Here is a 26,287-nt window from a genome sequence, read left to right on the forward strand (position 1 = left end):
TAGAACAGAAATATTCTGCGATCCAACAGCTTTATAGGGTTATTAACGGCAACACGTATTACTTGCCCAAGCCGCTGTACCATTCGATCGATAGATCACCAGGTTTCCGTCGCTTTGGACCACCAATCGGGCATTTGTGTTGCCGGCGGTGTTAGTGGCCCAGGCCATTGCCCCATTAGCTTTGTAGACGATCAGATTTCCGTCTGCCTGGAATGTTGCATAGGCACCCGGGTTTCCAGCTGTTTGAGACGACCAGATTTTATCGGAACCGAATAGCAAGACGAGATCGCCGTCGCTTTGCATTATCAATTTGAATCGGCCGTCTTTTGACAGGAGATATTGGCCCGATACTGCAGTTATAGGGGAAAACCACGTATCGATATTTTCAGCGATCGATGTCATACCCGTAGAATTCAATATTGAAGCACCTGACGGGTTTGAAAGAACCACCGTGAAAGTTTCCACGCCTTCCGGCAGATTATCGGGTAGTAATGCTACTGTAAGGGTTGCGACCGTATCGGTCGGATTGAATGTCAGGGTTCCTGTCGCCGCTGTATAGTCCGAGCCGGCGACAGCCGTTCCATTGACGGTTGCATAGGATACCGTGACGACCGACGCAGTCGATCCGATTTTTCTGACGGCGAAGGTTGCCGCCCCCCTTCAAGGCCCTGCGCGCTGGGGGTGATCGACAGACCAGCACCACACGCCGCGGGAACCGCAGCAGTTGCGTCATAGCGCATCCTGTTTCCTACGGCATCGAAGCATGTCGCGGTCTGCCGGCCATTGTTCACACCGCCGCTGAACGTGCTGCCGATCAGCCGACCAAACTCGTCATAGCGATAGGTTATTGACTGCGCCTGCGCATCAACCGCCGCGCTGACAATCACAAGGCAAGCCGCGCTCGCCCAGAGCCTCTGTTTCCGCCACATATTTGCCCCCGTTCGGATGAGATAAATCCGCTGATCGACCCCGCATTAGAGCCAAATCAAACGGACACCAGTCTCAACATTATTACTCGAAAGTTAACTCGAAGAGTGTCAGTACTGAACACGATATTGTCGTCCGGTTGAATCGGCTGCGAGTTGCTCCAACCCATGGTACCAACCGCACCGACCGTTCGCCGACCATCGACAAGGCCGCTCAAATCACCGCCACGGCTGGACAAGAACCCCGCCAAACTGGCAACGGCGGATCAGATTCTGGAGACTGACATGAGCGGCATGGGCCAATTCGACTGGGCGGACCCCTTTTTCCTCGACGACCAGCTCGAGGATGACGAGCGGATGATCCGCGATACGGCGCGCGCCTATGCGCAGGAAAAGCTCGCGCCGCGCATCATCGACGCATTCCAGAACGAAGTGACCGATGTCGCGATCTTCCGCGAGATGGGCGAGCTGGGCCTGCTCGGGCCGACCGTGCCGGAGCAATATGGCGGCGTCGGCGCCTCCTATGTCGCCTATGGCCTGGTCGCGCGCGAGGTCGAGCGAGTCGATTCCGGCTATCGCTCGATGATGAGCGTGCAGTCGAGCCTCGTGATGTATCCGATCTACGCCTATGGCTCGGAGGAGCAGAAGCATAAATATCTGCCCAAGCTGGCGAGCGGCGAATGGATCGGCTGTTTCGGCCTGACCGAGCCCGATGCCGGCTCCGACCCGGGCGGGATGCGCACCAAGGCGGAGAAGATCGACGGCGGCTATCGCCTGTCGGGCGCCAAGACCTGGATCTCCAATTCGCCGATCGCCGATGTCTTCATCGTCTGGGCCAAGTCCGACCATCATGGCGGCGGCATTCGCGGCTTCGTCCTGGAAAAGGGCCTGAAGGGGCTGGAAACGCCCAAGATCGAGGGCAAGCTGAGCTTGCGCGCCTCGATCACCGGCATGATCATGCTGGACGGCGTCGAAGTGGGCGAGGATGCCTTGCTTCCCGAAGTGCAGGGCCTGAAGGGGCCGTTCGGCTGCCTCAACCGCGCACGCTACGGGATCAGCTGGGGCGCACTCGGCGCGGCCGAATTCTGCATGCACGCCGCGCGGCAATATGGCCTCGACCGGCACCAGTTCGGCAAGCCGCTCGCCGCCAACCAGCTTTACCAGAAGAAGCTGGCCGATATGGAAACCGAGATCGCACTTGGGCTGCAGGCCTCCTTACGCGTCGGTCGACTGATGGACGAGGGCCGGTTCGCGCCGGAAATGGTCTCGATCGTCAAGCGCAACAATGTCGGCAAGGCGCTCGACATCGCGCGGATGAGCCGCGACATGCATGGCGGCAACGGCATTTCGGGGGAATATCAGGTGATGCGTCACTTGATGAACCTCGAAACCGTCAACACCTATGAGGGCGCGCATGACGTCCACGCGCTGATCCTCGGTCGCGCGATCACGGGGATTGCGGCATTCTGACCATGGGTGCGCCACCCCTCATCGGCCTGAAGGTCGTCGAGCTCGCCCGCATCCTCGCCGGACCATGGGCGGGCCAGACGCTCGCCGATCTCGGCGCCGAGGTGATCAAGGTCGAAAGCCCGGAGGGCGACGACACGCGCACCTGGGGGCCGCCCTTCATCACCAATCCCGACGGCAGCCGCGATGCGGGATATTTCCACGCCACAAATCGTGGCAAGAAGTCTGTCGTGGTCGATTTTCGTACGCCCGAAGGCCAGGCGCAAGTCCATGCGCTGATCGCCGACGCCGATGTCGTGATCGAGAATTTCAAGGTCGGCGCACTGGCCAAATACGGCCTCGATTATGCCAGCCTGAGCGCACTCAATCCACGCCTGGTCTATTGCTCGATCACCGGCTTCGGCCAGACCGGCCCCTATGCCCATCGCCCCGGTTACGACTTCATCATCCAGGGCATGGGCGGGATCATGGACCTGACCGGCGAGCCCGATGGCGCGCCGCAAAAGACCGGCGTGGCCTTTGCCGATATCTTCACCGGCCTGTATTCGGTGATCGCCATCCAGGCCGCACTTACGGCGCGTGAGAAGACCGGGCGCGGACAGCAGATCGACATGTCGCTGCTCGACACGATGACCGGCGTGCTCGCCAATCAGGCGATGAACTATTTCGTCAGCGGCGTCACACCGCCGCGGGTCGGCAACGCGCATATGAACGTGTCGCCCTATGCCGTCTTCCCGACGCGCGACGGCTGGTTCATCCTCGCGGTCGGCAATGACGCTCAGTATCAGCGCTTTTGCAGTGCGCTCGGGCTCGATGCGCTGGCGAGCGATCCGCGCTATGCGACCAATGCCGGGCGGCTCGAACACAAACCGGCATTGTTCGCCGCGATCACCGCAGCAACCTCGCTGCTCGATCGCGACCCGTTGCTCGCCACGCTGGAAGGTGTCGGCGTGCCTGCCGGGCCGATCAACACCGTCGCTCAGGCCTTTGCAGATCCGCAAGTGATCCATCGCGGCATGGCGCTGACGCTCGATCGCGATGGCCAGACGCTCCCCGGCCTGCGTACCCCGATCGCCTTCTCCGACTCCAGCCTCGCGCTCGACCGCGCAGCACCGATGCTCGGGGCGGACAATCCGGAGACCGCCCCATGACCGCGCCACCGCTTCAGGGCATTCGCATCGTCGAGATCGGCAGCATCGGTCCCGGTCCGTTCTGTGGCATGATGCTCGCCGATCACGGGGCGGAGGTGATCCGCATCGCGCGCCCAGGCGGCGCCAGGAGCGTCACTGTGGAAAGCACCGATCCGCTGCTGCGGTCGCGTCGCACGATCACGCTCGACCTCAAACAGCCAGAGGCGATCGCTGCGGTGCGTCGGATCGCAGCGACCGCCGACGGCCTGTTCGAGGGGTTCCGACCCGGCGTGATGGAACGGCTCGGACTCGGTCCCGACGTGCTGATCGGCGACAATCCCAGGCTCGTCTATGGCCGCATGACCGGCTGGGGCCAGACCGGGCCGCTCGCCCAGGCGCCGGGCCACGACATCAATTACATCGCACTGTCGGGCGCCTTGCATGCCTATGGTCCGGCCGGCGGCAAGCCGGGCTTTCCGATCAACATGGTCGGGGACTTTGGCGGCGGTGGCATGATGCTCGCCTTCGGCATGCTCAGCGCGATCCTGAGCGCAAAGGCGACAGGCCGGGGCCAGGTGGTCGATTGTGCCATGACCGAAGGCTCGGCCGTGCTGATGAGCATGATCTGGGGCTTTCGCGGTACCGGCCGCTGGAGCAACGCGCGCGGCACCAACCTGCTCGACGGCGGCGCGCATTTCTACGACACCTATGAGACCGCCGATGGCAAATGGGTTTCGATCGGCGCGATCGAACCGCAATTCTATGCAACACTCCGCCAGGTCATGGCGCTGGATGGCGAGGAATGGGCCGCGCAGTTCGACCCGCGGCAATGGCCGGTGCTCAAGGCGCGCCTGACCGAGATGTTCAAGACCCGCACCCGCGACCAATGGTGCGCCGCGTTCGAGGGGCACGAAGTGTGCTTCGCGCCGGTGCTCGGTTTCGACGAGGCGGTCGCCGATCCGCACAATGTCGCGCGTGGCGCGTTCGTCGAAGTGGGCGGAATCGTCCAGCCCGCTCCTGCCCCGCGTTATTCGGTCAGCGAGACCGTCGCGCCGACATCGCCGACGGGCGCGGAGAGCGCGACGATCCTCGCCGAGTGCGGATTCTCACCCGACGAGATCGCCGCGCTGACCGCTTAGCTTGCCGCGAGTTCCGGCGCAGGACGGCGCGCGTAAATACCATAGGCAAGGATGATGGCGTAGCACAGTGCCGGCAGCAGCATCGCGAACTGCAGGGTTGAGTGATCCGCGATCAGGCCGGTGAGCGGCGGGATGATCGCGCCGCCGACGATCGCCATCGCGATGATCCCCGATCCCTCCGCCGCACGACGGCCGAGACCTTCGCTGGCGAGGCTGAAGATGGTCGGGAACATGATCGAGTTCATCAGGCCGATCGCCAGGAGCGCCCAGCCCGAGACGGCGCCGGTGGTGTTCGCGGAGATCAGGATCAGCGTGATCGAGCCCGTAGCGACCGCCGCCAGCACCTTGCCCGGAGAGACGATGCGCAGCAGATATGCGCCGATGAAGCGGCCGACCATCGCACCGCCCCAATAGAAGGGCACATGCTTGCCCGCGCTCTCCGCGCCCAAGCCCATCACCTCAGCCTGCATCAGATAGTTCACGATCAGCGACCCGATCGCAACCTCAGCGCCGACGTAGAGGAAGATGCACATCGCCCCCAGGCCGAAGCGCGGCCGCTCAAGCAGCCCGAACGCTTTCAGGACGCTGCCGGAATCATCGACCACATTGCCGAGGCGATTGCGGCGGGTCCAGACCACCGCGGCGACGATCACCAGCACAACCGCCAGGCCGAGATAGGTCCGCACCACCACCTGCGTCTCAGCCGTGCGATACGCGTCAAGCGCGGCACCGGTCAGCGTCGAGACGTCGACCGTAGCCAGCGAACCGAGGATCAGGATCGATCCGACATAAGGAAAGATCGTGGTGCCGAACGAATTGAATGCCTGGGCAAAGGTCAGTCGGCTATGTGCGGTGCGCGGGTTACCAAGCAGCGAGATCAACGGATTGGAGACCACCTGCACCGTGGTGATCCCCGCGGCGAGCACGAACAGCGCCAGCAGGAAGACCGCAAAGGTGCCCGATTGCGAGGCCGGAACGAACAACAGGCAGCCCGCCGTCATGGTCAGAAGGCCAATCGATGCGGCGCGCATATAGCCCGCCTTGCGCACGATCGCGGCGGCGGGGATCGAGAAGATGAAATAAGCGGCGAAGAAGGCCGATTGCACCAGCAGTGCCTGGGCATAGCTGAGCGTGAAAAGGTCCTTCAGCTTCGGGATGATCACATCGTTCAGCGATGTGATGCCGCCGAAGATGAAGAACAGCGCGAAGACGAACACCTGAAGGTCGGGTGCATCGACGCCCTTGGTTGCGGTTTCATCGACAGGCAGCGTGCCTGGTGCCGTGGTGGTCGGATCAACGTGCATTCAGGCGCTCCCTATCGTCCGGCGTCTACGCTACCGGTGACTCGAAAAGCACCTTGGCGCATTGCCGCACTATCTGGCAATCGGGCTCGCGTATAATCGTTGGGAACGTTCGCAAATCATCTAGCCGAAGCGATATCCCGATACAGTCCAACCCAGTACATGATCACGATAATCGCACACCCCAGGATCATCGCCGCCGGCGCCGAGCGCGACCATCAACGGCAGCAGATGCTCCGCCTCGGGGTGCGCGAAACGGGCATGGGGCAGTTCTTCCCACCGTATCACGCGCTCGGTCCGTGCCGCCGGATCGGGATCAGTCACCGCTGCGGTCAATGCCGCATCCCATTGGTCGGCGACCGGCGTGACCTGGGGCCCGCGAGCCCGCAGATTGTGGAAGCTCATGCCCGAACCGATGATCAGGACACCTTCATCGCGCAACGGCGCCAGTGCGCGGCCGATCGCAATATGCGCCGCCGGGTCCAGATCCTTGCGCAGCGACATTTGCGCGAGCGGAATGTCCGCACCGGGCACTGCAACCATCATCGGAATGAACACGCCGTGATCCCAGCCGCGCACCGATTCCTCGCGCACCGGGAAGCCGGACGCGGCGAGCAGTTCACCGGCGCGACGCGCCACATCCGGCGCGCCGGGCGCGGGCCATTGCAGGTGATAGGTATGCGCTGGAAAACCGGAATAGTCGTACATCAGCGGCTGGCCGTTGCCGAAATGCATGGTGATGTCATCTTCCTCCCAATGGCCGGAGACGAGCAGGATCGCACGAGGCCGCTCGGGCAGCGAAGCGATCAGCCCGGCGAGATAGGCCTGCATCGGCCGCCACATCGCATCCGGCGGACCACCGGCCGGGTCCATGAAGAAGCAGGGTCCGCCCCCATGGGGCACGAAAAGGCTGGGCAATGTCATGAAGGGAATATCGCCCGCACGTCGTTCGCCGGCAATGCGCCGTTCGGAAACGCCCCGTTTCGCAAAGCCCGTCATATCGCTAAGGTCGGCACATGACCCGCTTCACCGTCAACAATCAGCCAGTCCACTACCGGATGGATCCGGCGACGCCGTTGCTCTGGGCATTGCGCGACGCGTCCAATCTGACCGGCACGAAATATGGCTGCGGCAACGGTCATTGTGGTGCGTGCACGGTCGATATCGACGGCCAGGCGGTGCGCTCCTGCCAGACCACGATTGGCTCGATCGAAGGAAGCTTCGTCACCACCATCGAGGGCCTGTCGCGCGAGCGCGATCACCCGGCGCAGCTTGCCTTCATCGCCGAGAATGTACCGCAATGCGGCTTCTGCATTCCCGGCATGATCATGGCGGCTGCCGTGTTGCTGAAGAAGAACGGCAACCCGACCGAGGACGATATCCGCGAGGGCATCACCAATCTGTGCCGCTGCGGCATCTACCCGCGCCTGGTCGAGACGGTGCTGCGTGCAGCGCGCGCGCAACGCGGCGACGAAACAATTCCCGCTGGTGTCCCGTCCGGGATCGACCCGGCGGATGCGGCAAGGCTTGTTCCCGCGCTGCTGCCCACCAAATAGGCGTTGCCCCGAAACCTTTCGCAATGCTGTCATCGCAATTCAGAAACGGCTCATCGGGAATGGCGCACATCACGCCTATCAACCGGGCCTTTGTGCGCCGGTGCTATGGAAGGGTTCGAAATGCGTGCATCGATATTGGCGGCCTTGATGGCCGCGACAGCTCTGATCCCGTCGATGGCTTCGGCGGGGGATATGAATGGCCAGCGTGAAGATCGCGGTGGTCGCGAGATGCGTCAAAGCGACAGAAATGATGGCGGTCAGCAACGCGCCCCGCGTGCGGAACCGCGCAGCGAAAGCCCGCGTCCGGCCCCGCAAATCCAGCAACCCCAGCCCCAGCCACGCCCGAACTTTGAAGGTCGTGGCAACGGTCCGGGCCGCGGCAATTGGGAAGGCCGGCCACAGGGTGGTCGCGGCTGGGAAGGCCGCCCGCAAGTGCAGCGGCCCGACGTTCAGCAACCGCAGCCCCAGCCTCGGCCACAGATACAGCCGCGCCCCGGCGGCAATGACGGCCGTGACAACAACGGCGGCTGGCGCGGCAATCGCGGCGACAATGGTGGCCGGGACAATAACGGCGGCTGGCGCGGCAATCGCGGTGACAATGGCGGCCGTGACAATAATGGCGGCTGGCGCGGCAATCGCGGCGGCAATGACGGCCGTGACAATAATGGCGGCTGGCGCGGCAATCGCGGTGACAATGACGGCCGTGACAATAATGGCGGCTGGCGCGGCAATCGCGGCGGCAATGACGGCCGTGACAATAATGGCGGCTGGCGTGGCAATCGCGGCGGTAATGACGGTCGCAATGGCGATTGGCGCGGCAACCGCGGCAATGACCACCGCGCCTGGAACCGCGATTGGCGTCGTGACGGCCGCTATAATTGGAGCGACCGGCGTTTGCGCAACCGCAATGCCTATCACCTGCCGCGCTATTACGCGCCCTATGGCTGGAATGGCGGATATCGCCGTTTCTCGATCGGCTTCACGCTGAGTTCGATCCTGTTCAACCAGAGTTACTGGATCGACGATACGGACGGCTACGGCCTGCCGGAGGCTTATGGCCCATATCGCTGGGTGCGCTATTACAATGATGCGCTGCTGGTCGATATCTACAGCGGCGAAGTGGTCGACACGGTGTACGGCATCTTCTGGTAAGCCGAGTTCTTTTCGTCAGGACAGGCCCGTCGGGGAAACCCGGCGGGCTTTGTCTTTGGAGGGAGAAATCCGGCGGGTCTTGCCTTTTGGCGTTCGCTCGGCAAATTGCGCCGTCGTGACCCTATTCGCCAAAAAGCCCACACTGGCTTCGCCCGTTCGCCAGCTTGCCGGAGCGACCACCGCGCGCCGGCTCGAGGCCAATCCCGCGATCAAGCGCGCCAAGATCGACGCCGCGCAGGTCTATTACCATCTCGATTTCCTCAACCCGGTGCAGTGCGGCAAGCTGGTCAAGCTAATCGACGCCAACCGCCGTCCCTCGACCCTGTTGTCGGACCGGGCCGATGACGGTTTCCGCACCAGCGAGAGTTGCGACATGGATCGCTGGTCACCCGACGTGCGCCCGACCGACGAAGCGATCGCCAGCCTGCTCGGCATCGACCCGAGCCATGGCGAGACGATGCAGGGCCAGCGATACGCGCCCGGCCAGCAATTCCGCGCGCATCATGACTATTTCCATCAGGGCGAAAGCTATTGGGCGGCGATGCAGGCAAGCGGCGGGCAGCGCACCTGGACCGCGATGATCTATCTCAACGATGTCGAGGAAGGCGGCGCGACCTGGTTCCCACAGGCCGGCATCCGCGTCGCGCCGAAGCGCGGCCTGCTGCTCGCCTGGAATAATATGAACCCCGATGGCAGCCCCAACGACAAGACGCTGCACGAAGGCATGCCGGTGGTGCGCGGGACCAAATATATCGTCACCAAATGGTTCCGCGAAGGGGCCTGGCTGAAAGGCTAGTACCGGCCCGGAACGCTGCTACCCTGCATGACGTGGTGGTGAAGGGACGCAGATGTTTCTGCAGTGGATCGGCGATCTGAGCGAGCGCAGGATAAAGGTGCTGGCGGCATCGATCGTCGCCGCGATCTTCCTGCTGCCCGTGGCTGCGGTGCTGTGGATGACCGCAGTGCCGGGCATTTCCCACGCAGGAAAGCTGCCGCCACCGACCGCCGATCAGGCCGCATTGGCGACACGGTTGCGCGCGCATGTCGAGGCAATCGCCAGCACGCCGCACAATATCGAACATCCCGAAGAGCTCGAACAATCCGCCGCCTATATCGAGGGCGTGTTGAGTAGGATCGGCTACAAGGTGCAGCGCCAGCTATTTGGCGCCGATGGGCAGATCGTACGTAACATCGAAGTGGTGATCGAACCGACGCTCCCCACCGCACAGACGCTGGTGATCGGCGCGCATTACGACAGTGCCGGCCTGGCCCCCGGCGCGAACGACAATGGATCGGGCACCGCGGGAGTGATCGAACTGGCGCGGCAACTCGCCGATCTGCGCGGCAAGGCGCGGTATCGCATCAGGCTGGTGCTGTTCGTCAATGAGGAACCGCCCTATTTTCAGACCCCGCTGATGGGCAGCCTGGTCTATGCCAAACGCCTGAAACAGTCGGGCGAGCGCGTGATCGGCATGATGTCGCTGGAGACGATGGGTTTCTACAGCGACCGCGCACATAGCCAGCATTATCCCACCCCGCTCGACATGCTCTATCCGGACAAAGGGGATTTCATCGCCTTTGCCGGCACGGTTTCCTCGCGGTCGTTCGTGCGCAAGACGATCGGATCGTTCCGGGCGCGAGCCCCCTTCCCCAGTGTCGGCGGCGCCGCGCCGGCCTTCATCCAGGGAATCGACTGGTCGGATCACTGGTCGTTCGGCCAGGTTGGCATACCGGCATTGATGATCACCGATACCGCGCCGTTCCGCTATCCGCATTATCACACCGCGGCGGACACGCCCGACAAGGTGAATTACGAGCGGCTGGCGCGGGTCGTGACGGGACTGGAGCGCGTGATCCGGGATTGGCGCTAGAGCCAGATGACTTTAGGGAACCCTTCTCAGCCATACCCCCGAAAGCGGGTATCCCGCTGCCTTGCCCCGCACTGAGACGAAGAAGAAGAAGCGGGATTCCCGCTTTCGCGGGAATGACCGGGTGGTCCAATCAAATGTGATCCCATCCCAAGGTCCACCCCTGTTTTTCCGCTGTTATTCGCCTTTAAAAAAATCGCTCCTGTTTCACCCCTGTTATGTTGGATTTTTCCGAGGTATTTACACCAATATTTCAATAACTTGGGGCCATCGACCCCTGTTATTGAATAACAGGGGTGGAACAGCGGTCGATTTCTGCCGGAACAGGGGTCGATCGCGATCATGATTTACAACGATGAGAAAGAGCCGGACGGCGCGTGAACACCATCTCCGGCCTCATCCTGGCACGATCGGCAGTTCGCATTGAATCGGGAATTATGCCGTGGCGATATCGACGCAGCGCGATCCGTCCGCAGAACAAATCGTGCCAGCGTGGCGCAAATATGCCAGTGTGAGCCGATGCAGCTTTTTCAGATCATTCCCGTCGCGTCGCCCCAATGAGCACTGTTCTCAACATTACCCGCTCGATCCTCGGCCAGCCCTGGCGCTGGCGCGCGCTGGCAACCGACACGCGCGATCCGGGATCTCGCGCCCGACGACCTGGTCACGCAATTGCTGCTGGCGCGTGGCTGTCCTCGCGAAGAACTGGAGGCGCACCGGTCGCCCAGCATTCGCGGCTTCATGCCTGATCCGTCGATCTTCCATGACATGGACAAGGCAGCCGAGCGGCTGGCCGATGCCGTGCAGTCGCAAGAGGCGGTGACGATCTTCGGCGATTACGATGTCGACGGCGCAACGTCCGCCGCGCTGATGATCCTGTTGCTGCGCGATCTGGGACTTGAAGCGAAACCCTATATCCCCGACCGGCTGATGGAGGGCTATGGCCCGTCGGGCGAAGCGCTGGTGCGGCTGAAGGCCGAGGGCGCGAGCCTGATCGTCACGGTCGATTGCGGCGCACAGGCATTCGACGCGCTCGAACAGGCGCGTGTCGCCGGGGTCGATGTGATCGTGGTCGATCATCACAAATGCGCGCTTGCCCTGCCCCATGCCCATGCGCTGGTGAACCCCAACCGGCTCGACGAGACCGAGGGTGCGGCGCATGGTCACCTCGCCGCGGTCGGTGTCGCCTTCCTGCTTGGCGCAGCGCTGATCCGCACGCTGAAGGGACGCGGCTATTTCGAGCGACGTGAGCCGCCGCGCCTGCTCGACCTGCTCGATATCGTCGCGCTCGGCACCGTTGCCGATGTCGCGCAACTGAAGGGCCTCAATCGCGCGTTCGTCGCACAAGGCCTGAAGGTGATGGCGCAACGGCGCAATATCGGGCTCAACGCGCTGATCTCCGCCTCGCGCCTGACGCGCGCGCCGACCGCGACCGATCTCGGGTTCGCACTGGGACCACGAATCAATGCCGGCGGCCGCGTCGGAAAATCCGATCTCGGCGTACGCCTGCTGACCACGCGCGATCCGCAGGAAGCGGCCGATATCGCCGCAGAGCTCGACCGGCTGAACGAGGAGCGCCGCGCGATCGAGGCGCTGGTACAGGAGGGCGCCGAGGCGCTGGCGCTGACCAAGAGCAACCAGGCCGTGATCGTCGTCGCCGGTCATGGCTGGCACCCTGGCGTGATCGGGATCGTCGCGGGCCGGCTGAAGGAGAAATATGGCCGCCCGGCGATCGTCATTGCGATCGACGAGCATGGCGTGGGCAAGGGATCGGGCCGCTCGATCTCCGGTGTCGACCTTGGTGCCGCGGTGCTGTCGGCAAAGGACAGCGGCCTGCTCGTCGCCGGCGGCGGCCATGCCATGGCGGCAGGGCTGACCATCGACGCAGGTCGGCTCGACGCGTTCGGCGATTTCCTCGAATCGCGCCTTGCCGATGCCGTTACGCGGTCGATCGGCGACCGCGCCCTGTTGCTCGATGCGTTGCTCGCGCCGGGCGGCATCACCCCCGCGCTGGTCGAGGCGATGGATCTGGGCGGGCCGTACGGCATGGGCTGGCCCCAGCCCCGGGTGGTGGCCGGACCGGTGCGCATCATCAAAGCGGATATCGTCGGCAACGGCCATGTCCGTGCGGTGGTCGCAGGCGATGACGGGCGCACGATCAAGACCGTCGCGTTCCGGCAGGCCGATACCGCGCTTGGACTCGCCCTGCTTGGCGCCCCGCCGCACCGCAAGTTATGGCTCGCCGGACGTGCCCGGATCGATGACTGGGGGTCGCGCCCGGCCGCCGAACTCCATCTCGACGACGCAGCATGGGCGGATTGAAGGGACGGATTGAGGAGAGAGGCGTGTTCAGCCATATCACCCTTGGCAGCAGCGACATCGATCGTTCGCGCGCCTTTTACGAACCGGTGATGACAGCCCTTGGTATCGGCCAGCCATTTCAACTCGACCAAGGGCTCGTCTTTGGCGAATTGGCGGGACCGAAGCTTTTTATCGGAGCGCCGTTCGATGGGGGTGCTCCACATCCCGGCAACGGACCGCATACCGCCCTCCTTGCGCCCGATCGTGCGGCAGTCGATGCATTCCATGCCGCCGCGTTGACGAACGGCGGCAGCGATGAGGGAATACCGGGTCTCAGGCCGCATTATCATGCCAATTATTATGGCGCCTATGTGCGCGATCCCGATGGAAACAAGCTTCAGGCGGTGTGTCATCGTAAATATGACGACACAGCGGCTTGACCCGCGCGCACCATTTCCCTAGGCGCGTCACCTGCTCATCCCGCTCGCGGGTACGGCCCCTTCGTCTAGCGGTTAGGACGCGGCCCTTTCACGGCTGAAGCACGGGTTCGATTCCCGTAGGGGTCACCAAGCAAATGCTTGAATTCATTTTATGAAATTTGGCTCGCGCCAGGCAAAGCGCAGATGACGCAGGCTTGAGCGACTCCTCCACCCCATCTGCGCCGAAATATGTCTTCGGATTTTGCCCCGGTCACCGACGCCTCCCGCATCTCTACGCGGTCTTGAGCAAGTTGCAGCCCTGATCGTCCCGGCAAGCCAGGCACGTGCCTGCCGCCTCAAGTGCGAGCTTGCTCGTCACGAAACCGGCGCCGGTCAGGGCATGTTCGAGCGCTTCGTGTTCCGCACCGGCCGGTATCGCAAAGGTTTGCCCGCATTCGGTGCACGTCATCAGCACGGCGCGATCGACGTCCTTGATGCGGTAGCGGGAGGTCATTTCGACTCGCTCGATCACGCGATCCAGGCACAGCCTGGCAAGCGCCCGATAGATCGAGACGACAAACATGCGGCGACCATCGACACTGAGTTCGGTGGCCAGATCATAGGCGCTGAGCGGCACGCCGGATTGCGTCAGTCGGTTGACGATATCCTTCGCCAGAAGCGACGCCGGATAGGAGGGCGTGCGTCGTACCGATGCGCGCGCCAACGCGCTTGCGCCCCGTCGGATTGCGTTCATGTTCAACGCTCCGTGCTATGTCCTCACGACAAGCCGCCGTCATTCGCGCAGGCGAGTGACGGCGGCTATTCGGATCAGAAGGTCGCGAGGCGCAGGACGAAACGGATGTTCCGCCCCGGCATGACCACCACATCCTTGTTGAGCGCGGCAGCGTCCCGCTGCACATCGTTGGTCAGATTCTGTCCCACCACCGCGAACTCGATCCCGGGATGGTCCTTGAACGGATGCAGCGCGACCTGTGCATTGAGCGAGTTGAAGCCGGGCGTGGACGTATCGAACGCCCCGAAATTATCCTGCCGCGCCGAGTGCAGGAACAGGAAGCCGGCGTCGAGCTTGCTGCTGGTCCAGGAGAGTCCACCGCCATAGCGATAGGGCGGGATGCGCGGCACGTTGCTGCCGTCGTCCAGCGTTGCACGAACATAATCGCCCTGCGCCTTGACCTCGAGCCCGCCGCTTTCGGTCTTCAGCAATTGATAGGAGGCAATGCCCTCCAGTCCGCGGAAATGCGCACCCTGCTGAAGATAGTTGAGCTCTTTCAGTTCGCCATCGGGATCCAGGCTGCACACGCCATCGTCATCGCAGGTACGGCCCGTCAGATTGCCGTAGATATAGTTTTTGAACCAGGTGCTGTAGACGCTGCCTTCGAATTTGAACCGGCCGCTGTTCACGCGGACCGAACCTTCGAGCGAATTGGCCCGCTCGATCCTGAGGCGGGGATCGCCGGTCTCGAACGTGTCAGGACCGTCATGCCCGCCGCGCGCGAACAGTTCGGTGATTGCCGGGGCTCGGCCAGTGCTTGAAAAAGTCAGGCCGAACTTGACCGCCTGGGCCGGCGAATACAGCGCGCCGATCGCGCCGCTGACCGGCGTGAATTCCGAACTGGTGAAGATGTTCGATGCCGGCGTGCCGTCGGCATGGATATGTTCGACCCGGCCGCTCGCCTGCAGCTTGAGGGCATCTGACAGCGGCATTTCGGTGAACAGGAACGCCGCTTCGCTCTGCGTCGTGGTTGGGAACAGATAGCTTCTGTCCGCCCCCAGCGCCTGGAATTTGCGACGCTGCACCTCGACGCCCAGCGCGGTGTTGCTCAGCGGGCCGATCGGCCCGAACAGCAATTCGGCACGGCCATCCAGTTCCTTGTTCTTGAAGGTCGCCTCGATCGTGCCGTCGGGATCGTCCTCGTCATGCTTATAATTTGCATAGCTCGTATCGATGTTGAGCGTGTGAAGCACGCCCGACCCCAGGTCGAACGACGCGCGGCCCAGAATCTTGGTCTGGCGCATGTCGATATAGGTCGTGTCGCTGGGGATGCCGTATTTGGCGTCATATTGCGTGACCGCCACGCCAATCCGGCTTTTCGATTCCGGCCCGAAGAAATAGGATCCGCCAAGCGCCCCGCCATGACCGCGGAAGAAGGAGTTGGCCTGTGTGCCCAGCGGCGTGTCGTAGTCATCGGCATGGCGATAAAAGCCATCGGCGTGCAGCACGAAGTTGCCGAGCTTCGCATCCGCCAGGCCGGAGGTTTCCGCGGTATTGGCGGCGGTTCCGAAGCTTCCGTTCAATTCGCCCGACAGCGCCTCGGTCGGCAGCAAGGTCGGCACGCGATTGTTGATCGCGTTGACCACGCCGCCAATCGCCTGGCTGCCATAGCGCAAGGTCCCGGCACCGCGTACGACCTCGATACTCTGCGCCGACAGGGGGTCGATCGGCATGCCGTGATCGGGGCCGATGTCCGACACGTCGGAACTGCTGACGCCGTTTTCCAGGATGCGCACCCGGGTCGCGTCCATGCCGCGGATGATCGGGCGCGACGCGCCGGCGGCGAAGCCGGTCGCGGAAATGCCGGGCACGCTCGCCAGCGAATCGGCAAGACTGGAACCCCCCGCTGCCAGGATCTCGTTGCGGTCGACCTTGACTGCAATGGCGGCCGTGTCGTCGCGTGATACGGCAAAGGGCGATGCGGTGATGATGATGTCGCCCTTGTTCGCTGCTGGCTCGGGGCGGCCCCGCGCCTCAGCACCAGACGGCGGAGTGGTCGAAGCCTGAGGATCGGTCTGCGCCTGGGCACAGGCGGGCAGGAGCGCGGCAAGCGCCGCGCCCGTCAGAAATACGTTTCGCATTTTGAAAAACTCCATGAACCTTTGCGGACGCCGGCCGAGGCCGGCATCCGGTGCGAGGGACCTCAAGGGTCCCGTCGAAATCAGATCAAAGGCTGGAGAGGTGGTGCACGACTGCGCCAATGATGGGCTGGCTCACCATCGATCGATTGCGGCTTTTCCTCGGCGCCGTACCAGAAAGCATGAGCGACCGGCTCGACCAGGATGATCGACGCGCCGAGCGTATAAACGCCGGCGGCATCGATTTCGTCGCAGAGCGGGCAATTGTCCGGCGCAAGCGGAGACCGATGTTCGCCGGAGGAATGCCCTGCCTGTTCGGTGAACCCAAACGAGGGCGCTACGGGCGCGTGGACATGCGACTGCAGGACAACGCTTTGCCACGACAGGGCGACCAGCAACGCGGTGAGCCAGACCATGCGCAGCCAGTCGCCCCGCCCATTGGACGCACTGCGTCGGTGCGGGGTGGTTAGCCGAAATGGCCGGTGCATTCGCATTCAGTGGAACGTGACAGTCATTTCGCTACAGTCAAGATATGTTGTAACATCTTGCCGGTCAACGCTCGACTTGTATCGCATCAAATTCGATTGGCGCCGTTCGGCTCAACCAGCCCCATGGGGCCCGCCGGGCCTGCCGAACCACCGCGACGCTGCCTCGGCCGCTTCCTCAGGATCTGGAGCCGCCTCACCGGCCCAGGCAACCACGCCATCGGGGCGTACGAGCACTGCGCTGATGCCCAGGCGATCCCTGACGTCGCTTGCGATATAGGTAATCCGACCACCCCAGCGGCTCGCCAGCATTTGAAGCGGGGGACGGGCGTCGAAGTCGAGGAGCAGGCCTTTCCCTTCCCCGAGTTGCTCACCCAGTCTCGTCCCATTGACCAGTTCGAAGTCGGGAACACTGCGCCCCACCAGCGGATGGTCGCCGCCAAGATCGTAGCGGAGCGAAACACCCCATACGCGTTCGGCGAAATAGGTCGCGCCATCGCGCGTGTCGATCAGATCACGAAGGATGGCTTCAAGTGCACGCGTACCCGGGCTTGGCCGCATGAGCGCGACCTGCGCGCGCGACCAGTCGAGAATCTGCGCGCCCACCGGATGCCGCTCGCAGGTATAGCTTTCAAGCAGCCCATCCGGCGCATCGCCGCGGATGGTGGACGCCAGCTTCCACCCCAGATTCATCGCGTCGCCAAGGCCGAGATTGAGGCCCTGGCCACCCAAGGGAGAATGGATGTGCGCGGCATCGCCCGCGAGGAGCACTCGCCCCCGACGATACGCTGTCGCGTGAAAGGCGCGATCCGTCCAGGTCGTCGCAAGCTCAAGGGCGGTCACCGTCACATCGGTGCAGGAGATATGGCGCAGCACCGCCTGAATATGATCGACCGTGATCGGCTGGGTCCGGTGATACGCACCCCCGTCGAAATCGACCATCGCGATGATGCCGGGCTTTTGGTATGTATACATGCCCGTCGGGGTGTAGTGGCGCCCCGGCTTGAGCTGGTCGGGGTCCGCCATTTCGATTTGAACGGAATAGCCGGTGAATTCGGGATCGGTGCCGACAAACTCAAAGCCGCCGGCCTTGCGCACCGTGCTTCGCCCACCGTCGCAACCGACGAGCCATTGTCCACGAAAAACCTCGCCGCCGGCCCGAACGGTCACGTCCTTTTCCGACGGGTCGAAGCCATCGAGACCGAGGCCACGCCGGACCTCCACACCCATCGCGATTGCACGAGCGGCGAGGACGGATTCGAAATGCTCCATCTCGACCGCCAAGCTGGTGCCGGCCGGACCGGGCAGGCGATACGGCCATTTCGACGTGTCGATACTATCCAGATAGAATTGGATCCCGGCGAAATGGCCGCCCGGGCGGCGTGACTGCTGCATCCAGTGCGCGGCATTCGCAGCGTTGCGGCCCTCGGCCTCGCGTTTTACGGCTTGCGGCGCGGCGATGTCCTTCAACAGCCCGCGACGATAAAAGGCCTCAATGGTGGGCGCGGAAAGACCGCGCATGCCGAACGGAAGGCGCTTGAGGGGAGAGCGCGGGTCATCGGCCTGCTCCAGCACCAGCACGGAGAGCCCTGCAAGGCGCAGCTCACAGGCAAGAAACAAGCCGACGGGGCCGGCACCGGCAATCACCACATCATAGATCAAGGCAAATTCCTCCAGTGTCCCGGCCCGACATATGGTGTCGGCATCCAAACGGGCTCGACTGGCTTGTGCAACGAGAATAAGGGCAAACGCCGGTGGCGTCATTCCGAAGTTCCGACAGAATATTATTCATTTCCGCCAAAACAATGCCCCGAGGCAGAGGCAAGCATGCCGATTTTAAGCGATCCATCCGCCGGGACCGACCGGTTCGATCCGGATGAAATACACCGCCCGATCGTAACGGTCGGCATCGCGATCGCGGAAGTTCGCAAGATCGAAATCGACTTCCATCGTCACCGAAAGGGCCAGTTCCTGCTGGTGCAGCAAGGAGCGCTCAGTTGCGAGGTCGAAGAAGGGCTGTGGATCGTACCGCCACGCAGCGCCATCTGGATCCCCGGTGGTGCGCTGCATGCCGTCAAAACGACCGGAGCACTGGAAGGCTATAACGCCTTTGTCGATCCGGATTTCTGCGCGCGCTTGCCCAAGCTCTGCTGCGCCGTCTCGGTTTCGCCGCTGCTGCGCGAGCTTCTGATCCGCTCGGCAAGGCTGCCTCCGCTTTATGAAGAGGGTGGCGCGGAGTCCCGGCTGGTGATGGTCCTGCTCGACGAGATCGCGTCGGCGCGGGCGGAGGATCTCCACCTGCCGATGCCATCCGACCAGCGCCTCCGCAGGATCGTCGAGTTGATGATCGACTGTCCGGCGGATCGAGGAACGATGGACGTCTGGGCAGGGCGCGCGGGGTTGAGCGAGCGTAGCCTGGCGCGACTGATCGCGCGTGAGACGGGTATGAGTTTCAGCCGCTGGCGTCAGCAACTCGGCGTCATGCTCGCTGTAAAATGGTTGGCCGGGGGTGCTTCGATCAAGCAAGTGGCAAGCGATCTCGGCTATGAAAGCCTGCCCAGCTTCGTGACCATGTTTCGCAAGGCGATCGGCGTGTCGCCAGGACGCTACATGGCCGAACGGCACACCGTCCGATGATGGAATGCCTTGGCCGAAGGACTGGCGACGAGGACAGCCTGCGGCGAAGCACCTTCGTTATGGGATGGCGTTATAGGCTGGCGTTACAGGCTGGCGGTCACGCCTGGACGTTCATTGTCCCAGATCATGCTGATGACACGCCAACCATTTTCGTCCTTGTAGAGCTGGATCGAGTTGATGCCGCGCCGATCCAGATCGCCGGCATCAAGCGCGCGCCGCGCCTCGTAGATGCTCCACACATGGGCGATGTTGCCGAAGATGTTGATCCGCCGCGCGGTTTCGATCTCGTAGAAATCATTCTCGGCAAAGAATGGGGTCGTGTCGGCGGCGTAAGCCTCCGGATCCATGATCTTGATCGCCGGCTTGCCGTCGGCGTCGATCCAGGTGCGCATCTGCCGGCTGTCCTCGTGGAAGGTCGCCTTTTGCCGCGACCAGTCGCGTGGGCCGGCGGGTCCGGACACGGTGTCGTAAAGCTCATCCAGCACCTTGCCGATCTCGATCTCGTCAGCCGCCATCCGCGAACCCTCCTCGCCGCCAAACTCCGCAAGTTTAGCGAATTGTGGGGGAGGCTGTCGATCGGAAGCAATTGCTTTTTCAGCGGGCACCGGACGATCCTCCGCACCCTGCACAATTCCATAAGATTTTGGCGGAAAACCGCCGCATTCTGCCTTGCAGATGTCACAGAGCGCGTCTATCGCTTGCGAATAAGTCGCAAAAAGCGAGTCAGGCGAAGGGGACAGTTGAGAAGGCACCCCCATGCGTTTCGCCCCCGCCCCCTCCGCCGTCTGGACCATCATCGAAGGCGCACGGAGCTGGCGTATCGCGCGCGATACCGGGGACCCGGTGCAGGTCAGCTTGTATCAGCGGCTCGAAGCCTTGGGGGCCGGCCTTCTGGCACCAGTGCTCGACAGTGTGATGATGCTGTTCGAGGCCCGGTTCGAGCGGCGCTTTCAAGCCGGCGGTCCCTCGGATGTCGCCTTCACGCTCGACGAACGCCATCTGCTCGACATGCTGGAAGATGACGACGCGGTGCCACCGGCCGACCAATTCCACCCGGACCTGGCCAAAATGATGCGGATCGCACTGCGGTCGATGCGGATCATGCTGCTGTCGGTCGCGAGCGAGGCGGCAAATGTCGTCATGCCATTCCCCTCACCGCCCCGTCCGGCATAACGTTGAACAGCGCCCCGCGCCTGGACATGGCGGCCGCCGGGTTGTCCCGCTCCCGATAACAGCAAGCTCAGGATAAAACCGTCAGGCAAACGCGTTTTCAAGGCGTTGCCCCATTGGCCCGGCGGAGCAAGGGGTCGAATTGCCGAACAGCGCAACGATGCGCTCCAGCATTACCCCCGGTGTCCTCGATCACCTCCTGCGAGCGCGATCGACAAACACCGACATCGCATCTGATAACGAAAGCCACTAGGCAGGGCAGGCAGTCTGCCATCATCGTGCAGGCGCATTTCATCACCAGGCACGCGCAACTGCCAGGCCATCCAGGAGCTCTACATGCCGATCACCATGGCCATATCGCGCCCCGTCATTGCCTGTGTCGCAGCGATGCTCGCAGTCGCACCCGTCATGGCCCTGGCGGAGACACCGCGCGAATTATTGTCCGTGGCGGCCTTTCAGACCACCGACAAGGCCAAGGCCCTGGCGCTGATCGGGCGAGCGATCGCCGACTCGGACCGGATATTGGCCGCCCGCCCCGGCGATCATGAGGCGACGCTTCAGCGCGGCGTGGCGATCGGTTACCGCGCCAAGCTCACGCGAAGCCGGTCCGACGCACGCGCCTCGCTGGCGATATTCGAAGCATTGGCCGCACGCGATCCCCGGGATCCCGAGGCGCAAATGGTCATTGCCGGCTGGCATCTCGATGCGATCGACCAGTTGGGCGGCTTCATGGCCCGGACGATGCTGGGCGCCAAGGCGCAGGCAGGTGACGCGGCGCTGGCCCGCGCCGTTGCGCTTGGCGGGCAGGGCGCATTCTTTCCAGGACTGGCGGCGATGATGCGGATACGTTCCGACAGCAGCGCTGTCGCTGAAGCGCGCAAGCTGGCAGAAGCGGCGACCCGCGCCGCCACGCCCACCCCCTCGATATCCTGATGAAGCGCAGTGCCGTGGCGATCCTGCCGGCGCTGCGCGCCAATAACGGCAAGGCGGCGGCGACGCTGGCGCGAAAACTGCTGCCCTTTGGAAGAATGACGGGCTGAGCCATGCTCCTGCCTCGCCTCCTCCCTGCTCATCCGCTATCCATCTCCGCATGATCAAGACACTCATGGTTGCGGCCCGGGATCGCAATCGCCTCGCGGAGATCATCGGCATCGCCACGCGCTATGGGCTCGATGTCCTGCTCGTGCGGCTCGGGCTTGAGGCGAAGGCGCGCGAGGTCGAGGGTGCAATCGACGCCGACACCCTGCCCCATCGCACCCGGCTCGCGCTGGAGGCGCTTGGCCCGACCTTCGTGAAGCTGGGGCAGATCCTTGCCACACGTGCCGATCTGCTACCGCCGCAATGGATCGAGGAGCTTGAGCATCTGCACAGCCGCGCCCCGACCCTGCCCTTCGAAACGCTTCGGGCGGAGGTCGAGGCAGCACTCGGCCAGCCGCCGGAAACCGCCTTTGCCAGCTTCGACGCCACCCCGCTGGCCGCCGCCTCGATGGCGCAGGTTCACCGGGCGACGCTTGCCGACGGGCGCCCGGTGGTGCTCAAGATTCGGCGCCCCGGCATCCGGCCGGTCATGGAAGCCGATCTCCGCCTGATCGCTCAGGTCGCGGTGATCGCAGAGAACACCAATGCCGAGGCACGCCGCTTCGCGCCGGTCGCGATGGTCAGGCAATTGACGCAAGCGGTGCTGGAAGAGCTGGATTTCAGCAATGAAGGCCGGAATGCCGACCGGCTGCGTGACGATTTTTCCGGCAACGACCGACTCGTCATTCCAGAAATCCATTGGGAATGGACCTCCGAGACACTGCTCGTCATGGACTATATCGATGGCGTACCGCCCCGCGACGGCGAGACGCTGCGTGCCGCCGGGATCGACCCGGCCGAGATCGCCGGCCTGAGTGCCGACGTGGTACTCGACATGGTGCTGATCAACGGCCGCTTCCATGCTGATCCGCATCCGGGCAATCTGCTTTGCCTTCCCGGCAATCGCCTTGCCCTGCTCGACATGGGCATGATCGGCCATGTCAGCCCGCGCCGGCGCGAGGAGTTTCTGAGTTTCGTCCAATCGCTGACCTCCGGTGATCCGGCCGCGCTGGCGGACACGCTGATGATCTGGTCGAAAGACAGCGGCGTGCCGCGCGAACGTATCCTGGTCGCGGCGGAACAGCTTGTCGCGCGCCATGGCGGCCAGCGCCTGATCCTCAGCGCGATGGTGGCCGATTTCCTGCCGCTGCTGCGCAAGGAGGGGCTGGTGATGCCGCCCGACCTGTTGCTGATCTTCAAAGCGCTGGTCACGGTCGATGGCGTGCTGACCGGCATCCAGCCCGGCTTCGATCTCTCGGCGGCGATGCGCCGCTCCTATATGCGGATCATTACCGCCCGCCTGTCACCGGGGAACTGGGGCCCGGCACTTGGCGCCGTGCTTTGGGAACTCGCCAGGATCGGCGATGACGCCCCGCGCCTGCTGCGCGCCGCCGTCCAGAAACTTGAGGGCGGTTCGGCGAACGCCGGCACGAGCGGGCAGGATGTTGCCGAGGCGATTGCCGCAAGCGGACGATGGATCGGAAGAGCGATCCTGCTGGCAGGTGCGGCGATCGGGTTTGGACTGATCATTGCCGCCTGGCTGCGATGACAAGGTGAGGTGCAGGACAACCCAGCGCTGATAATGTTGCGATTGCTTATGTCGATTGATCTGTCGTTGAGCCCCGTACACTCTGCCCGGCACCGGCAGCACTCTCGATCCGGCGCAAGCGGCATTCCAGGAACCATCGAGAGCCTTTAGCGTGAACGCCCGCGTGCCGTGACCGGCCAGATGTCGATCAGCGTATCCCCGCGGACCACATGATAGGCATCGTACAGATTGACGGTCGGATCGCAGTGCGGAACCTGCAGGCTCACCACATCGGCAAGACGACACCCCTCCCCTACGGGAAAGATCGCGCCATGTTCATCACCCATGAAACGATAGGTTGCCCCCTCAGGCGCGCCGGCGAGCACCACAGGCGACCCGCCATCGGTGGCGAATGCCTTATAGCCCGCATCGATGGTGACCATGCCGGGCGCGTTGGCGCTGACCACGCGGGCATCGACGACCAACGCCGTTTCATACAATTGCCCGCCATCACCACCCAGGTCGCATTCGGCATATTGCCGATCCATGAAGACATAGGAGCCCACCTGCAGCTCGGTAAAGGCGCCCAGATTGCCATCGATCCGGTGCGTCCCGGTGCCACCGCCGCTGACGATCGCGGACGGCGCACCGGCCGCCGCAAGTGCATCGATAATACTGGAGAGATAGGCAGTGCGCTCTTCGATCGCGGTGCGGCGATCGGCGTAGGACGCGATATGCTGATGCACGCCGCAATAGCATTGTAGCCCGTTGAATTTGAGCGAGGGCTGCGCCGCGATATCCTTCGCCAACGCCAGTGCGGCTTCGAGCGAGCCGACACCGGTGCGGCGGATGCCCGGATCGATATCAATCAGCACGCCGAGCGGCCGATCGGCAGAAAACACCGCCGCGAGCGCGCGGACATTGTCGGGGTGATCGACCACCACCATCAGATCGGCGATCCGGTCGTGAAGCGTCTTCAGCCGAGCAATCGCCGGTGCCGAAACAACCGGCGAGGTGATCAGCACATTGCCGATCTCACCGCTTTCGGTCAGCGCTTCGGCCTCGCCCAGCTTGGCGCAGCAAATGCCCACTGCCCCCGCCGCGAGTTGGAGGCGCGCGATATCCAGGCTCTTGTGCGTCTTGGCATGCGGCCGCAGCTTTACGCCCTTGGCGGAGGCGAAATCGGCCATTCGCGCGATATTGCGATCGAGCGCGTCTCGATCGATGACCAGCACCGGCGTATTGAGTGCGGCACGCGAACCCTGCTGATCGATAAGCCCGTCGTGGAGATGAAGGTCGGTCATGGAGTGGTCCTGAAGATCAAGGGGATTGCCGGTCGATGCCGAACAAGGCCGTCAGATGCGCATTGGCGAATTTGGCGGCCGGATCAACCTCGCGCCGGATCGCATTGAAGCGGTCCGCCATCGGATAGAGATCATAGACATCGCGGGCAGTCAGATTATGCCGCTTGGCCCAGTGCGGGCGCCCGCCATGGGCACGGAAAATCGTCTCGGCCGCGGCAAACACCGCCTGCCACGGCATCTTCGCATATTGATGCATAGAGACCGACGTTCCCGGCCCGTTGTTGAACGGGCTGAGCCAGATATCGTCGCCAGCAACAAGGCGATATTCGAACGGGAAGGTCACCGGCAGCCGGTTCTTGCGGATCCAGGCGATAACTTCGTTCAGCGCGGGGAAGCCGGCAGCGCGAGGCAGTTCATATTCCATCTCCTCGAATCGCGTCGTGCGATCCGAGGGGAATACGCTATAGGCGGGCCCGCGCCGCCGTCCGGTCCCGACCAGCCGCATCAGCGTCCGTTGCAGGATCGGCGTCATTCCCGGCACGAGCATGGCCAGTTCGCAATAGACTTTGAAGATCCGCTCCGACACGTCCGACGTTACCTTCGGCTCGGGCGCGGGGTCGCACAATTCGAGCGTCTTCAGGATCACATTGTCGGAATAGGGGAAGATCCAGAATTCGACATGGCGCTGTTGCGCCGCAAGGTCGGTCCATTGTTCCATGACCTCCGCCAGCGGCTTGACGCTGAGACGCTCCTGGAGATGGTAAGCGGGCACGAGATCGATGGAGATCCGCGTAACCACGCCGAGCAGCCCGAGCGACAGGCGCTGCGCCTCGAACAGGTCGGGGCGCTCGGTCGCGCTACATTGCACCACCGACCCATCGGCAAGCACCAGCCGGAAACCACGCGCAAAGGTCGCGAGACTGCCGAGTTCCGCACCGGTACCATGCGTTCCGGTCGAGATCGCCCCGGCAAGCGATTGCGGATTGACGTCGCCTTGATTGGGCAGGGAGTAGCCCTTGTCCCATAAGGCGCGGGTCAGACGCGCGAGACTCCAGCCGGCCGGAGCCCAGGCGCTGCGACCGTCCGGCGCGACGTCGATACTACCGTCCAGCGCGTCGAGACAGAGCAGCAGGCCGTCGGTCTCGCACAGCGGCATGAAGGAGTGCCCCGCACCGACCACGCGCACCTTGTCTGCCTGCGCGATCAGCCTGCTGAGCTCCTCCTCCGTCTCCGGATGAAGGATATTCGCTGGTCGCGCCACAACGCTGCCCGACCAGTTATGCCACTCGGTCATTCCGACCCTCCCTTGTCTTCGCCGTGCAGCACGAGGCGCAGCATGCGTGCCGCCTCGGCAAAGACGTCATCCCGCGAGATGCTGTCCTCCTCACTCAACATCTCGTCGGTGACGTACCCAAATTCGACCGCCATGCGGATGCGGCGCCACAGCACATGCCGCGGAATATGCGGAAAGAACGGCGCATAGGCCTCGACCTGGCGATCCGTGACGTAGCGGTGCGATTCGATGCGCACATGGGCGAGTTTCGGCGTGGCGTGGAGAGCGCGCTCGATCCACACACCGCCAGGCTCGGATTCGGTGACTCGCGCGGTTTCGCGCAGTAGTTCCTCGATATTGGCGTTAACGGCATCGATGCCTTGCGGCAGATATCGATCCATCCAGGCGACCAGAACCTCGTTCTGGCGGTCCATCAAGCGCCGGCCGAGCGCCTCGATCACCGCATATTTATCCTCGAAATAGCGATAGAGTGCGGGCGGCGTCACGCCGGCGCGGTTGCAGATCAGATTGGTCGAGATGCGTTCCATCCCGATCTCGGCCAGCAACTCGCCGGCGACATCGAGCAGATGTTCGCGAGTTTGCTGTGCGCGCGCCTGTTTGGGCGGCGCCTTGGGTACGACAACGGCATCGGTCGAGGCCGCTGCGGCGGGTTGCGTCATGTC

General features: G+C 63.3%; 23 protein-coding genes, 1 tRNA gene and 1 pseudogene. 14 read left to right on the forward strand and 11 right to left on the reverse strand.

Features of this window, described 5'->3' with window-relative positions; genetic code table 11:
* Positions 1–42 precede the first annotated feature (42 nt).
* On the reverse strand, positions 43–630 hold the full coding sequence (locus H3Z74_RS24880) for a Calx-beta domain-containing protein (RefSeq protein ID WP_187764274.1): 588 nt from the start codon (positions 628–630) through the stop codon (positions 43–45).
* Between the two features lie 581 nt (positions 631–1,211).
* Between H3Z74_RS24880 and H3Z74_RS11030 the strand changes: the two genes are divergently transcribed.
* Genes H3Z74_RS11030 through H3Z74_RS11040 form a run of 3 tightly spaced genes read left to right on the forward strand, consistent with a single transcriptional unit; the run spans position 1,212 to position 4,662 of the window.
* Positions 1,212–2,396 carry an acyl-CoA dehydrogenase gene (locus H3Z74_RS11030; RefSeq protein WP_187763918.1) on the forward strand — a complete coding sequence of 395 codons (1,185 nt, stop codon included), beginning with the start codon at positions 1,212–1,214 and terminating at the stop codon, positions 2,394–2,396.
* 2 nt (positions 2,397–2,398) lie between these two features.
* Positions 2,399–3,544: a CaiB/BaiF CoA transferase family protein gene (locus H3Z74_RS11035; RefSeq protein WP_187763919.1), complete on the forward strand. Its 1,146-nt coding sequence runs from the start codon at positions 2,399–2,401 to the stop codon at positions 3,542–3,544.
* Complete coding sequence (locus H3Z74_RS11040; RefSeq protein WP_187763920.1) at positions 3,541–4,662, forward strand: CaiB/BaiF CoA transferase family protein; 1,122 nt, start codon at positions 3,541–3,543, stop codon at positions 4,660–4,662. Before H3Z74_RS11035 ends, H3Z74_RS11040 begins: the two co-directional genes overlap by 4 nt.
* Here H3Z74_RS11040 and H3Z74_RS11045 read toward each other — a convergent pair.
* Together H3Z74_RS11045 and H3Z74_RS11050 are read right to left on the reverse strand one after the other, a co-directional pair.
* Entirely contained in the window at positions 4,659–5,966 is a 1,308-nt protein-coding gene (locus H3Z74_RS11045) for a sugar MFS transporter (protein ID WP_187763921.1), read from the reverse strand. The two genes, H3Z74_RS11040 and H3Z74_RS11045, sit on opposite strands and share 4 nt — an antisense overlap.
* A 120-nt stretch (positions 5,967–6,086) precedes the next feature.
* A complete protein-coding gene (locus tag H3Z74_RS11050; RefSeq protein ID WP_187763922.1) occupies positions 6,087–6,887 on the reverse strand; it encodes a DODA-type extradiol aromatic ring-opening family dioxygenase in 801 nt (266 codons plus the stop codon).
* 92 nt (positions 6,888–6,979) lie between these two features.
* Here H3Z74_RS11050 and H3Z74_RS11055 point away from each other — a divergent pair, with 92 nt between their 5' ends.
* The 7 genes and pseudogenes from H3Z74_RS11055 to H3Z74_RS11085 all read left to right on the forward strand — a co-directional run bounded on the left by H3Z74_RS11055 (position 6,980) and on the right by H3Z74_RS11085 (position 13,409).
* A complete protein-coding gene (locus tag H3Z74_RS11055) occupies positions 6,980–7,519 on the forward strand; it encodes a (2Fe-2S)-binding protein (protein WP_187763923.1) in 540 nt (179 codons plus the stop codon).
* Positions 7,520–7,666: 147 nt separating this feature from the next.
* Positions 7,667–8,671 (forward strand): RcnB family protein, encoded by a 1,005-nt coding sequence (locus H3Z74_RS11060; RefSeq protein ID WP_229727026.1) that lies wholly within the window; start codon positions 7,667–7,669, stop codon positions 8,669–8,671.
* Between the two features lie 115 nt (positions 8,672–8,786).
* On the forward strand, positions 8,787–9,467 hold the full coding sequence (locus H3Z74_RS11065; protein WP_187763925.1) for a prolyl hydroxylase family protein: 681 nt from the start codon (positions 8,787–8,789) through the stop codon (positions 9,465–9,467).
* A gap of 52 nt (positions 9,468–9,519) precedes the next feature.
* Complete coding sequence (locus H3Z74_RS11070) at positions 9,520–10,542, forward strand: M28 family peptidase (protein WP_229727027.1); 1,023 nt, start codon at positions 9,520–9,522, stop codon at positions 10,540–10,542.
* 554 nt (positions 10,543–11,096) lie between these two features.
* Positions 11,097–12,861, forward strand: a pseudogene (recJ, locus tag H3Z74_RS11075) (single-stranded-DNA-specific exonuclease RecJ).
* A gap of 23 nt (positions 12,862–12,884) precedes the next feature.
* Entirely contained in the window at positions 12,885–13,280 is a 396-nt protein-coding gene (locus H3Z74_RS11080; protein ID WP_187763926.1) for a VOC family protein, read from the forward strand.
* A 54-nt stretch (positions 13,281–13,334) separates the two neighbouring features.
* Positions 13,335–13,409, forward strand: a tRNA-Glu gene (locus tag H3Z74_RS11085).
* A 142-nt stretch (positions 13,410–13,551) separates the two neighbouring features.
* Here H3Z74_RS11085 and H3Z74_RS11090 read toward each other — a convergent pair.
* The 4 genes from H3Z74_RS11090 to H3Z74_RS11105 all read right to left on the reverse strand — a co-directional run bounded on the left by H3Z74_RS11090 (position 13,552) and on the right by H3Z74_RS11105 (position 18,277).
* A complete protein-coding gene (locus H3Z74_RS11090) occupies positions 13,552–14,013 on the reverse strand; it encodes a Fur family transcriptional regulator (protein WP_187763927.1) in 462 nt (153 codons plus the stop codon).
* Positions 14,014–14,087: 74 nt separating this feature from the next.
* Positions 14,088–16,133 carry a TonB-dependent receptor gene (locus H3Z74_RS11095; protein ID WP_187763928.1) on the reverse strand — a complete coding sequence of 682 codons (2,046 nt, stop codon included), beginning with the start codon at positions 16,131–16,133 and terminating at the stop codon, positions 14,088–14,090.
* An 80-nt stretch (positions 16,134–16,213) separates the two neighbouring features.
* Entirely contained in the window at positions 16,214–16,618 is a 405-nt protein-coding gene (locus H3Z74_RS11100; RefSeq protein ID WP_187763929.1) for a hypothetical protein, read from the reverse strand.
* A 111-nt stretch (positions 16,619–16,729) separates the two neighbouring features.
* Complete coding sequence (locus H3Z74_RS11105) at positions 16,730–18,277, reverse strand: FAD-dependent monooxygenase (RefSeq protein ID WP_229727028.1); 1,548 nt, start codon at positions 18,275–18,277, stop codon at positions 16,730–16,732.
* 165 nt (positions 18,278–18,442) lie between these two features.
* Here H3Z74_RS11105 and H3Z74_RS11110 point away from each other — a divergent pair, with 165 nt between their 5' ends.
* A complete protein-coding gene (locus H3Z74_RS11110) occupies positions 18,443–19,252 on the forward strand; it encodes an AraC family transcriptional regulator (protein ID WP_187763930.1) in 810 nt (269 codons plus the stop codon).
* An 83-nt stretch (positions 19,253–19,335) separates the two neighbouring features.
* Here H3Z74_RS11110 and H3Z74_RS11115 read toward each other — a convergent pair whose 3' ends face one another.
* Entirely contained in the window at positions 19,336–19,767 is a 432-nt protein-coding gene (locus H3Z74_RS11115; RefSeq protein WP_187763931.1) for a hypothetical protein, read from the reverse strand.
* A 241-nt stretch (positions 19,768–20,008) separates the two neighbouring features.
* On the opposite strand from H3Z74_RS11115, the gene H3Z74_RS11120 reads away from it, so the two are divergent.
* The 3 genes from H3Z74_RS11120 (at position 20,009) to H3Z74_RS11130 (ending at position 23,048) form a co-directional block, all read left to right on the forward strand.
* The gene (locus H3Z74_RS11120; RefSeq protein ID WP_187763932.1) at positions 20,009–20,425 is read left to right on the forward strand and encodes a hypothetical protein; all 417 of its coding nucleotides are present in this window, start codon (positions 20,009–20,011) and stop codon (positions 20,423–20,425) included.
* A gap of 333 nt (positions 20,426–20,758) precedes the next feature.
* Positions 20,759–21,355, forward strand: a complete 597-nt coding sequence (locus tag H3Z74_RS11125; RefSeq protein ID WP_229727029.1) for a hypothetical protein — start codon at positions 20,759–20,761, stop codon at positions 21,353–21,355.
* 157 nt (positions 21,356–21,512) lie between these two features.
* Positions 21,513–23,048, forward strand: a complete 1,536-nt coding sequence (locus H3Z74_RS11130) for an ABC1 kinase family protein (RefSeq protein WP_187763933.1) — start codon at positions 21,513–21,515, stop codon at positions 23,046–23,048.
* 146 nt (positions 23,049–23,194) lie between these two features.
* Here H3Z74_RS11130 and H3Z74_RS11135 read toward each other — a convergent pair whose 3' ends face one another.
* Genes H3Z74_RS11135 through H3Z74_RS11145 form a run of 3 tightly spaced genes read right to left on the reverse strand, consistent with a single transcriptional unit; the run spans position 23,195 to position 26,284 of the window.
* A complete protein-coding gene (locus tag H3Z74_RS11135; protein WP_187763934.1) occupies positions 23,195–24,331 on the reverse strand; it encodes a DSD1 family PLP-dependent enzyme in 1,137 nt (378 codons plus the stop codon).
* Positions 24,332–24,347: 16 nt separating this feature from the next.
* Positions 24,348–25,625: a D-arabinono-1,4-lactone oxidase gene (locus H3Z74_RS11140; RefSeq protein WP_187763935.1), complete on the reverse strand. Its 1,278-nt coding sequence runs from the start codon at positions 25,623–25,625 to the stop codon at positions 24,348–24,350.
* Positions 25,622–26,284 (reverse strand): TetR/AcrR family transcriptional regulator, encoded by a 663-nt coding sequence (locus tag H3Z74_RS11145; RefSeq protein ID WP_187763936.1) that lies wholly within the window; start codon positions 26,282–26,284, stop codon positions 25,622–25,624. Before H3Z74_RS11145 ends, H3Z74_RS11140 begins: the two co-directional genes overlap by 4 nt.
* Between the last annotated feature and the right edge of the window lie 3 nt (positions 26,285–26,287).

Source organism: Sphingomonas alpina (genome assembly GCF_014490665.1).
GTDB classification, from domain to species: domain Bacteria; phylum Pseudomonadota; class Alphaproteobacteria; order Sphingomonadales; family Sphingomonadaceae; genus Sphingomonas; species Sphingomonas alpina.

Excerpts from the sequence above, each read along its gene's own strand:
- H3Z74_RS11030 (WP_187763918.1), top strand. The coding sequence starts at position 1,212 with ATGAGCGGCATGGGCCAATTCGACTGGGCGGACCCCTTTTTCCTCGAC.
- H3Z74_RS11035 (WP_187763919.1), top strand. The coding sequence starts at position 2,399 with ATGGGTGCGCCACCCCTCATCGGCCTGAAGGTCGTCGAGCTCGCCCGC.
- H3Z74_RS11040 (WP_187763920.1), top strand. The coding sequence starts at position 3,541 with ATGACCGCGCCACCGCTTCAGGGCATTCGCATCGTCGAGATCGGCAGC.
- H3Z74_RS11045 (WP_187763921.1), bottom strand. The coding sequence starts at position 5,966 with ATGCACGTTGATCCGACCACCACGGCACCAGGCACGCTGCCTGTCGAT.
- H3Z74_RS11050 (WP_187763922.1), bottom strand. The coding sequence starts at position 6,887 with ATGACATTGCCCAGCCTTTTCGTGCCCCATGGGGGCGGACCCTGCTTC.
- H3Z74_RS11055 (WP_187763923.1), top strand. The coding sequence starts at position 6,980 with ATGACCCGCTTCACCGTCAACAATCAGCCAGTCCACTACCGGATGGAT.
- H3Z74_RS11060 (WP_229727026.1), top strand. The coding sequence starts at position 7,667 with ATGGCCGCGACAGCTCTGATCCCGTCGATGGCTTCGGCGGGGGATATG.
- H3Z74_RS11070 (WP_229727027.1), top strand. The coding sequence starts at position 9,520 with ATGTTTCTGCAGTGGATCGGCGATCTGAGCGAGCGCAGGATAAAGGTG.
- H3Z74_RS11090 (WP_187763927.1), bottom strand. The coding sequence starts at position 14,013 with ATGAACGCAATCCGACGGGGCGCAAGCGCGTTGGCGCGCGCATCGGTA.
- H3Z74_RS11095 (WP_187763928.1), bottom strand. The coding sequence starts at position 16,133 with ATGCGAAACGTATTTCTGACGGGCGCGGCGCTTGCCGCGCTCCTGCCC.
- H3Z74_RS11100 (WP_187763929.1), bottom strand. The coding sequence starts at position 16,618 with ATGCACCGGCCATTTCGGCTAACCACCCCGCACCGACGCAGTGCGTCC.
- H3Z74_RS11110 (WP_187763930.1), top strand. The coding sequence starts at position 18,443 with ATGCCGATTTTAAGCGATCCATCCGCCGGGACCGACCGGTTCGATCCG.
- H3Z74_RS11115 (WP_187763931.1), bottom strand. The coding sequence starts at position 19,767 with ATGGCGGCTGACGAGATCGAGATCGGCAAGGTGCTGGATGAGCTTTAC.
- H3Z74_RS11120 (WP_187763932.1), top strand. The coding sequence starts at position 20,009 with ATGCGTTTCGCCCCCGCCCCCTCCGCCGTCTGGACCATCATCGAAGGC.
- H3Z74_RS11125 (WP_229727029.1), top strand. The coding sequence starts at position 20,759 with ATGCCGATCACCATGGCCATATCGCGCCCCGTCATTGCCTGTGTCGCA.
- H3Z74_RS11130 (WP_187763933.1), top strand. The coding sequence starts at position 21,513 with ATGATCAAGACACTCATGGTTGCGGCCCGGGATCGCAATCGCCTCGCG.
- H3Z74_RS11135 (WP_187763934.1), bottom strand. The coding sequence starts at position 24,331 with ATGACCGACCTTCATCTCCACGACGGGCTTATCGATCAGCAGGGTTCG.
- H3Z74_RS11140 (WP_187763935.1), bottom strand. The coding sequence starts at position 25,625 with ATGACCGAGTGGCATAACTGGTCGGGCAGCGTTGTGGCGCGACCAGCG.
- H3Z74_RS11145 (WP_187763936.1), bottom strand. The coding sequence starts at position 26,284 with ATGACGCAACCCGCCGCAGCGGCCTCGACCGATGCCGTTGTCGTACCC.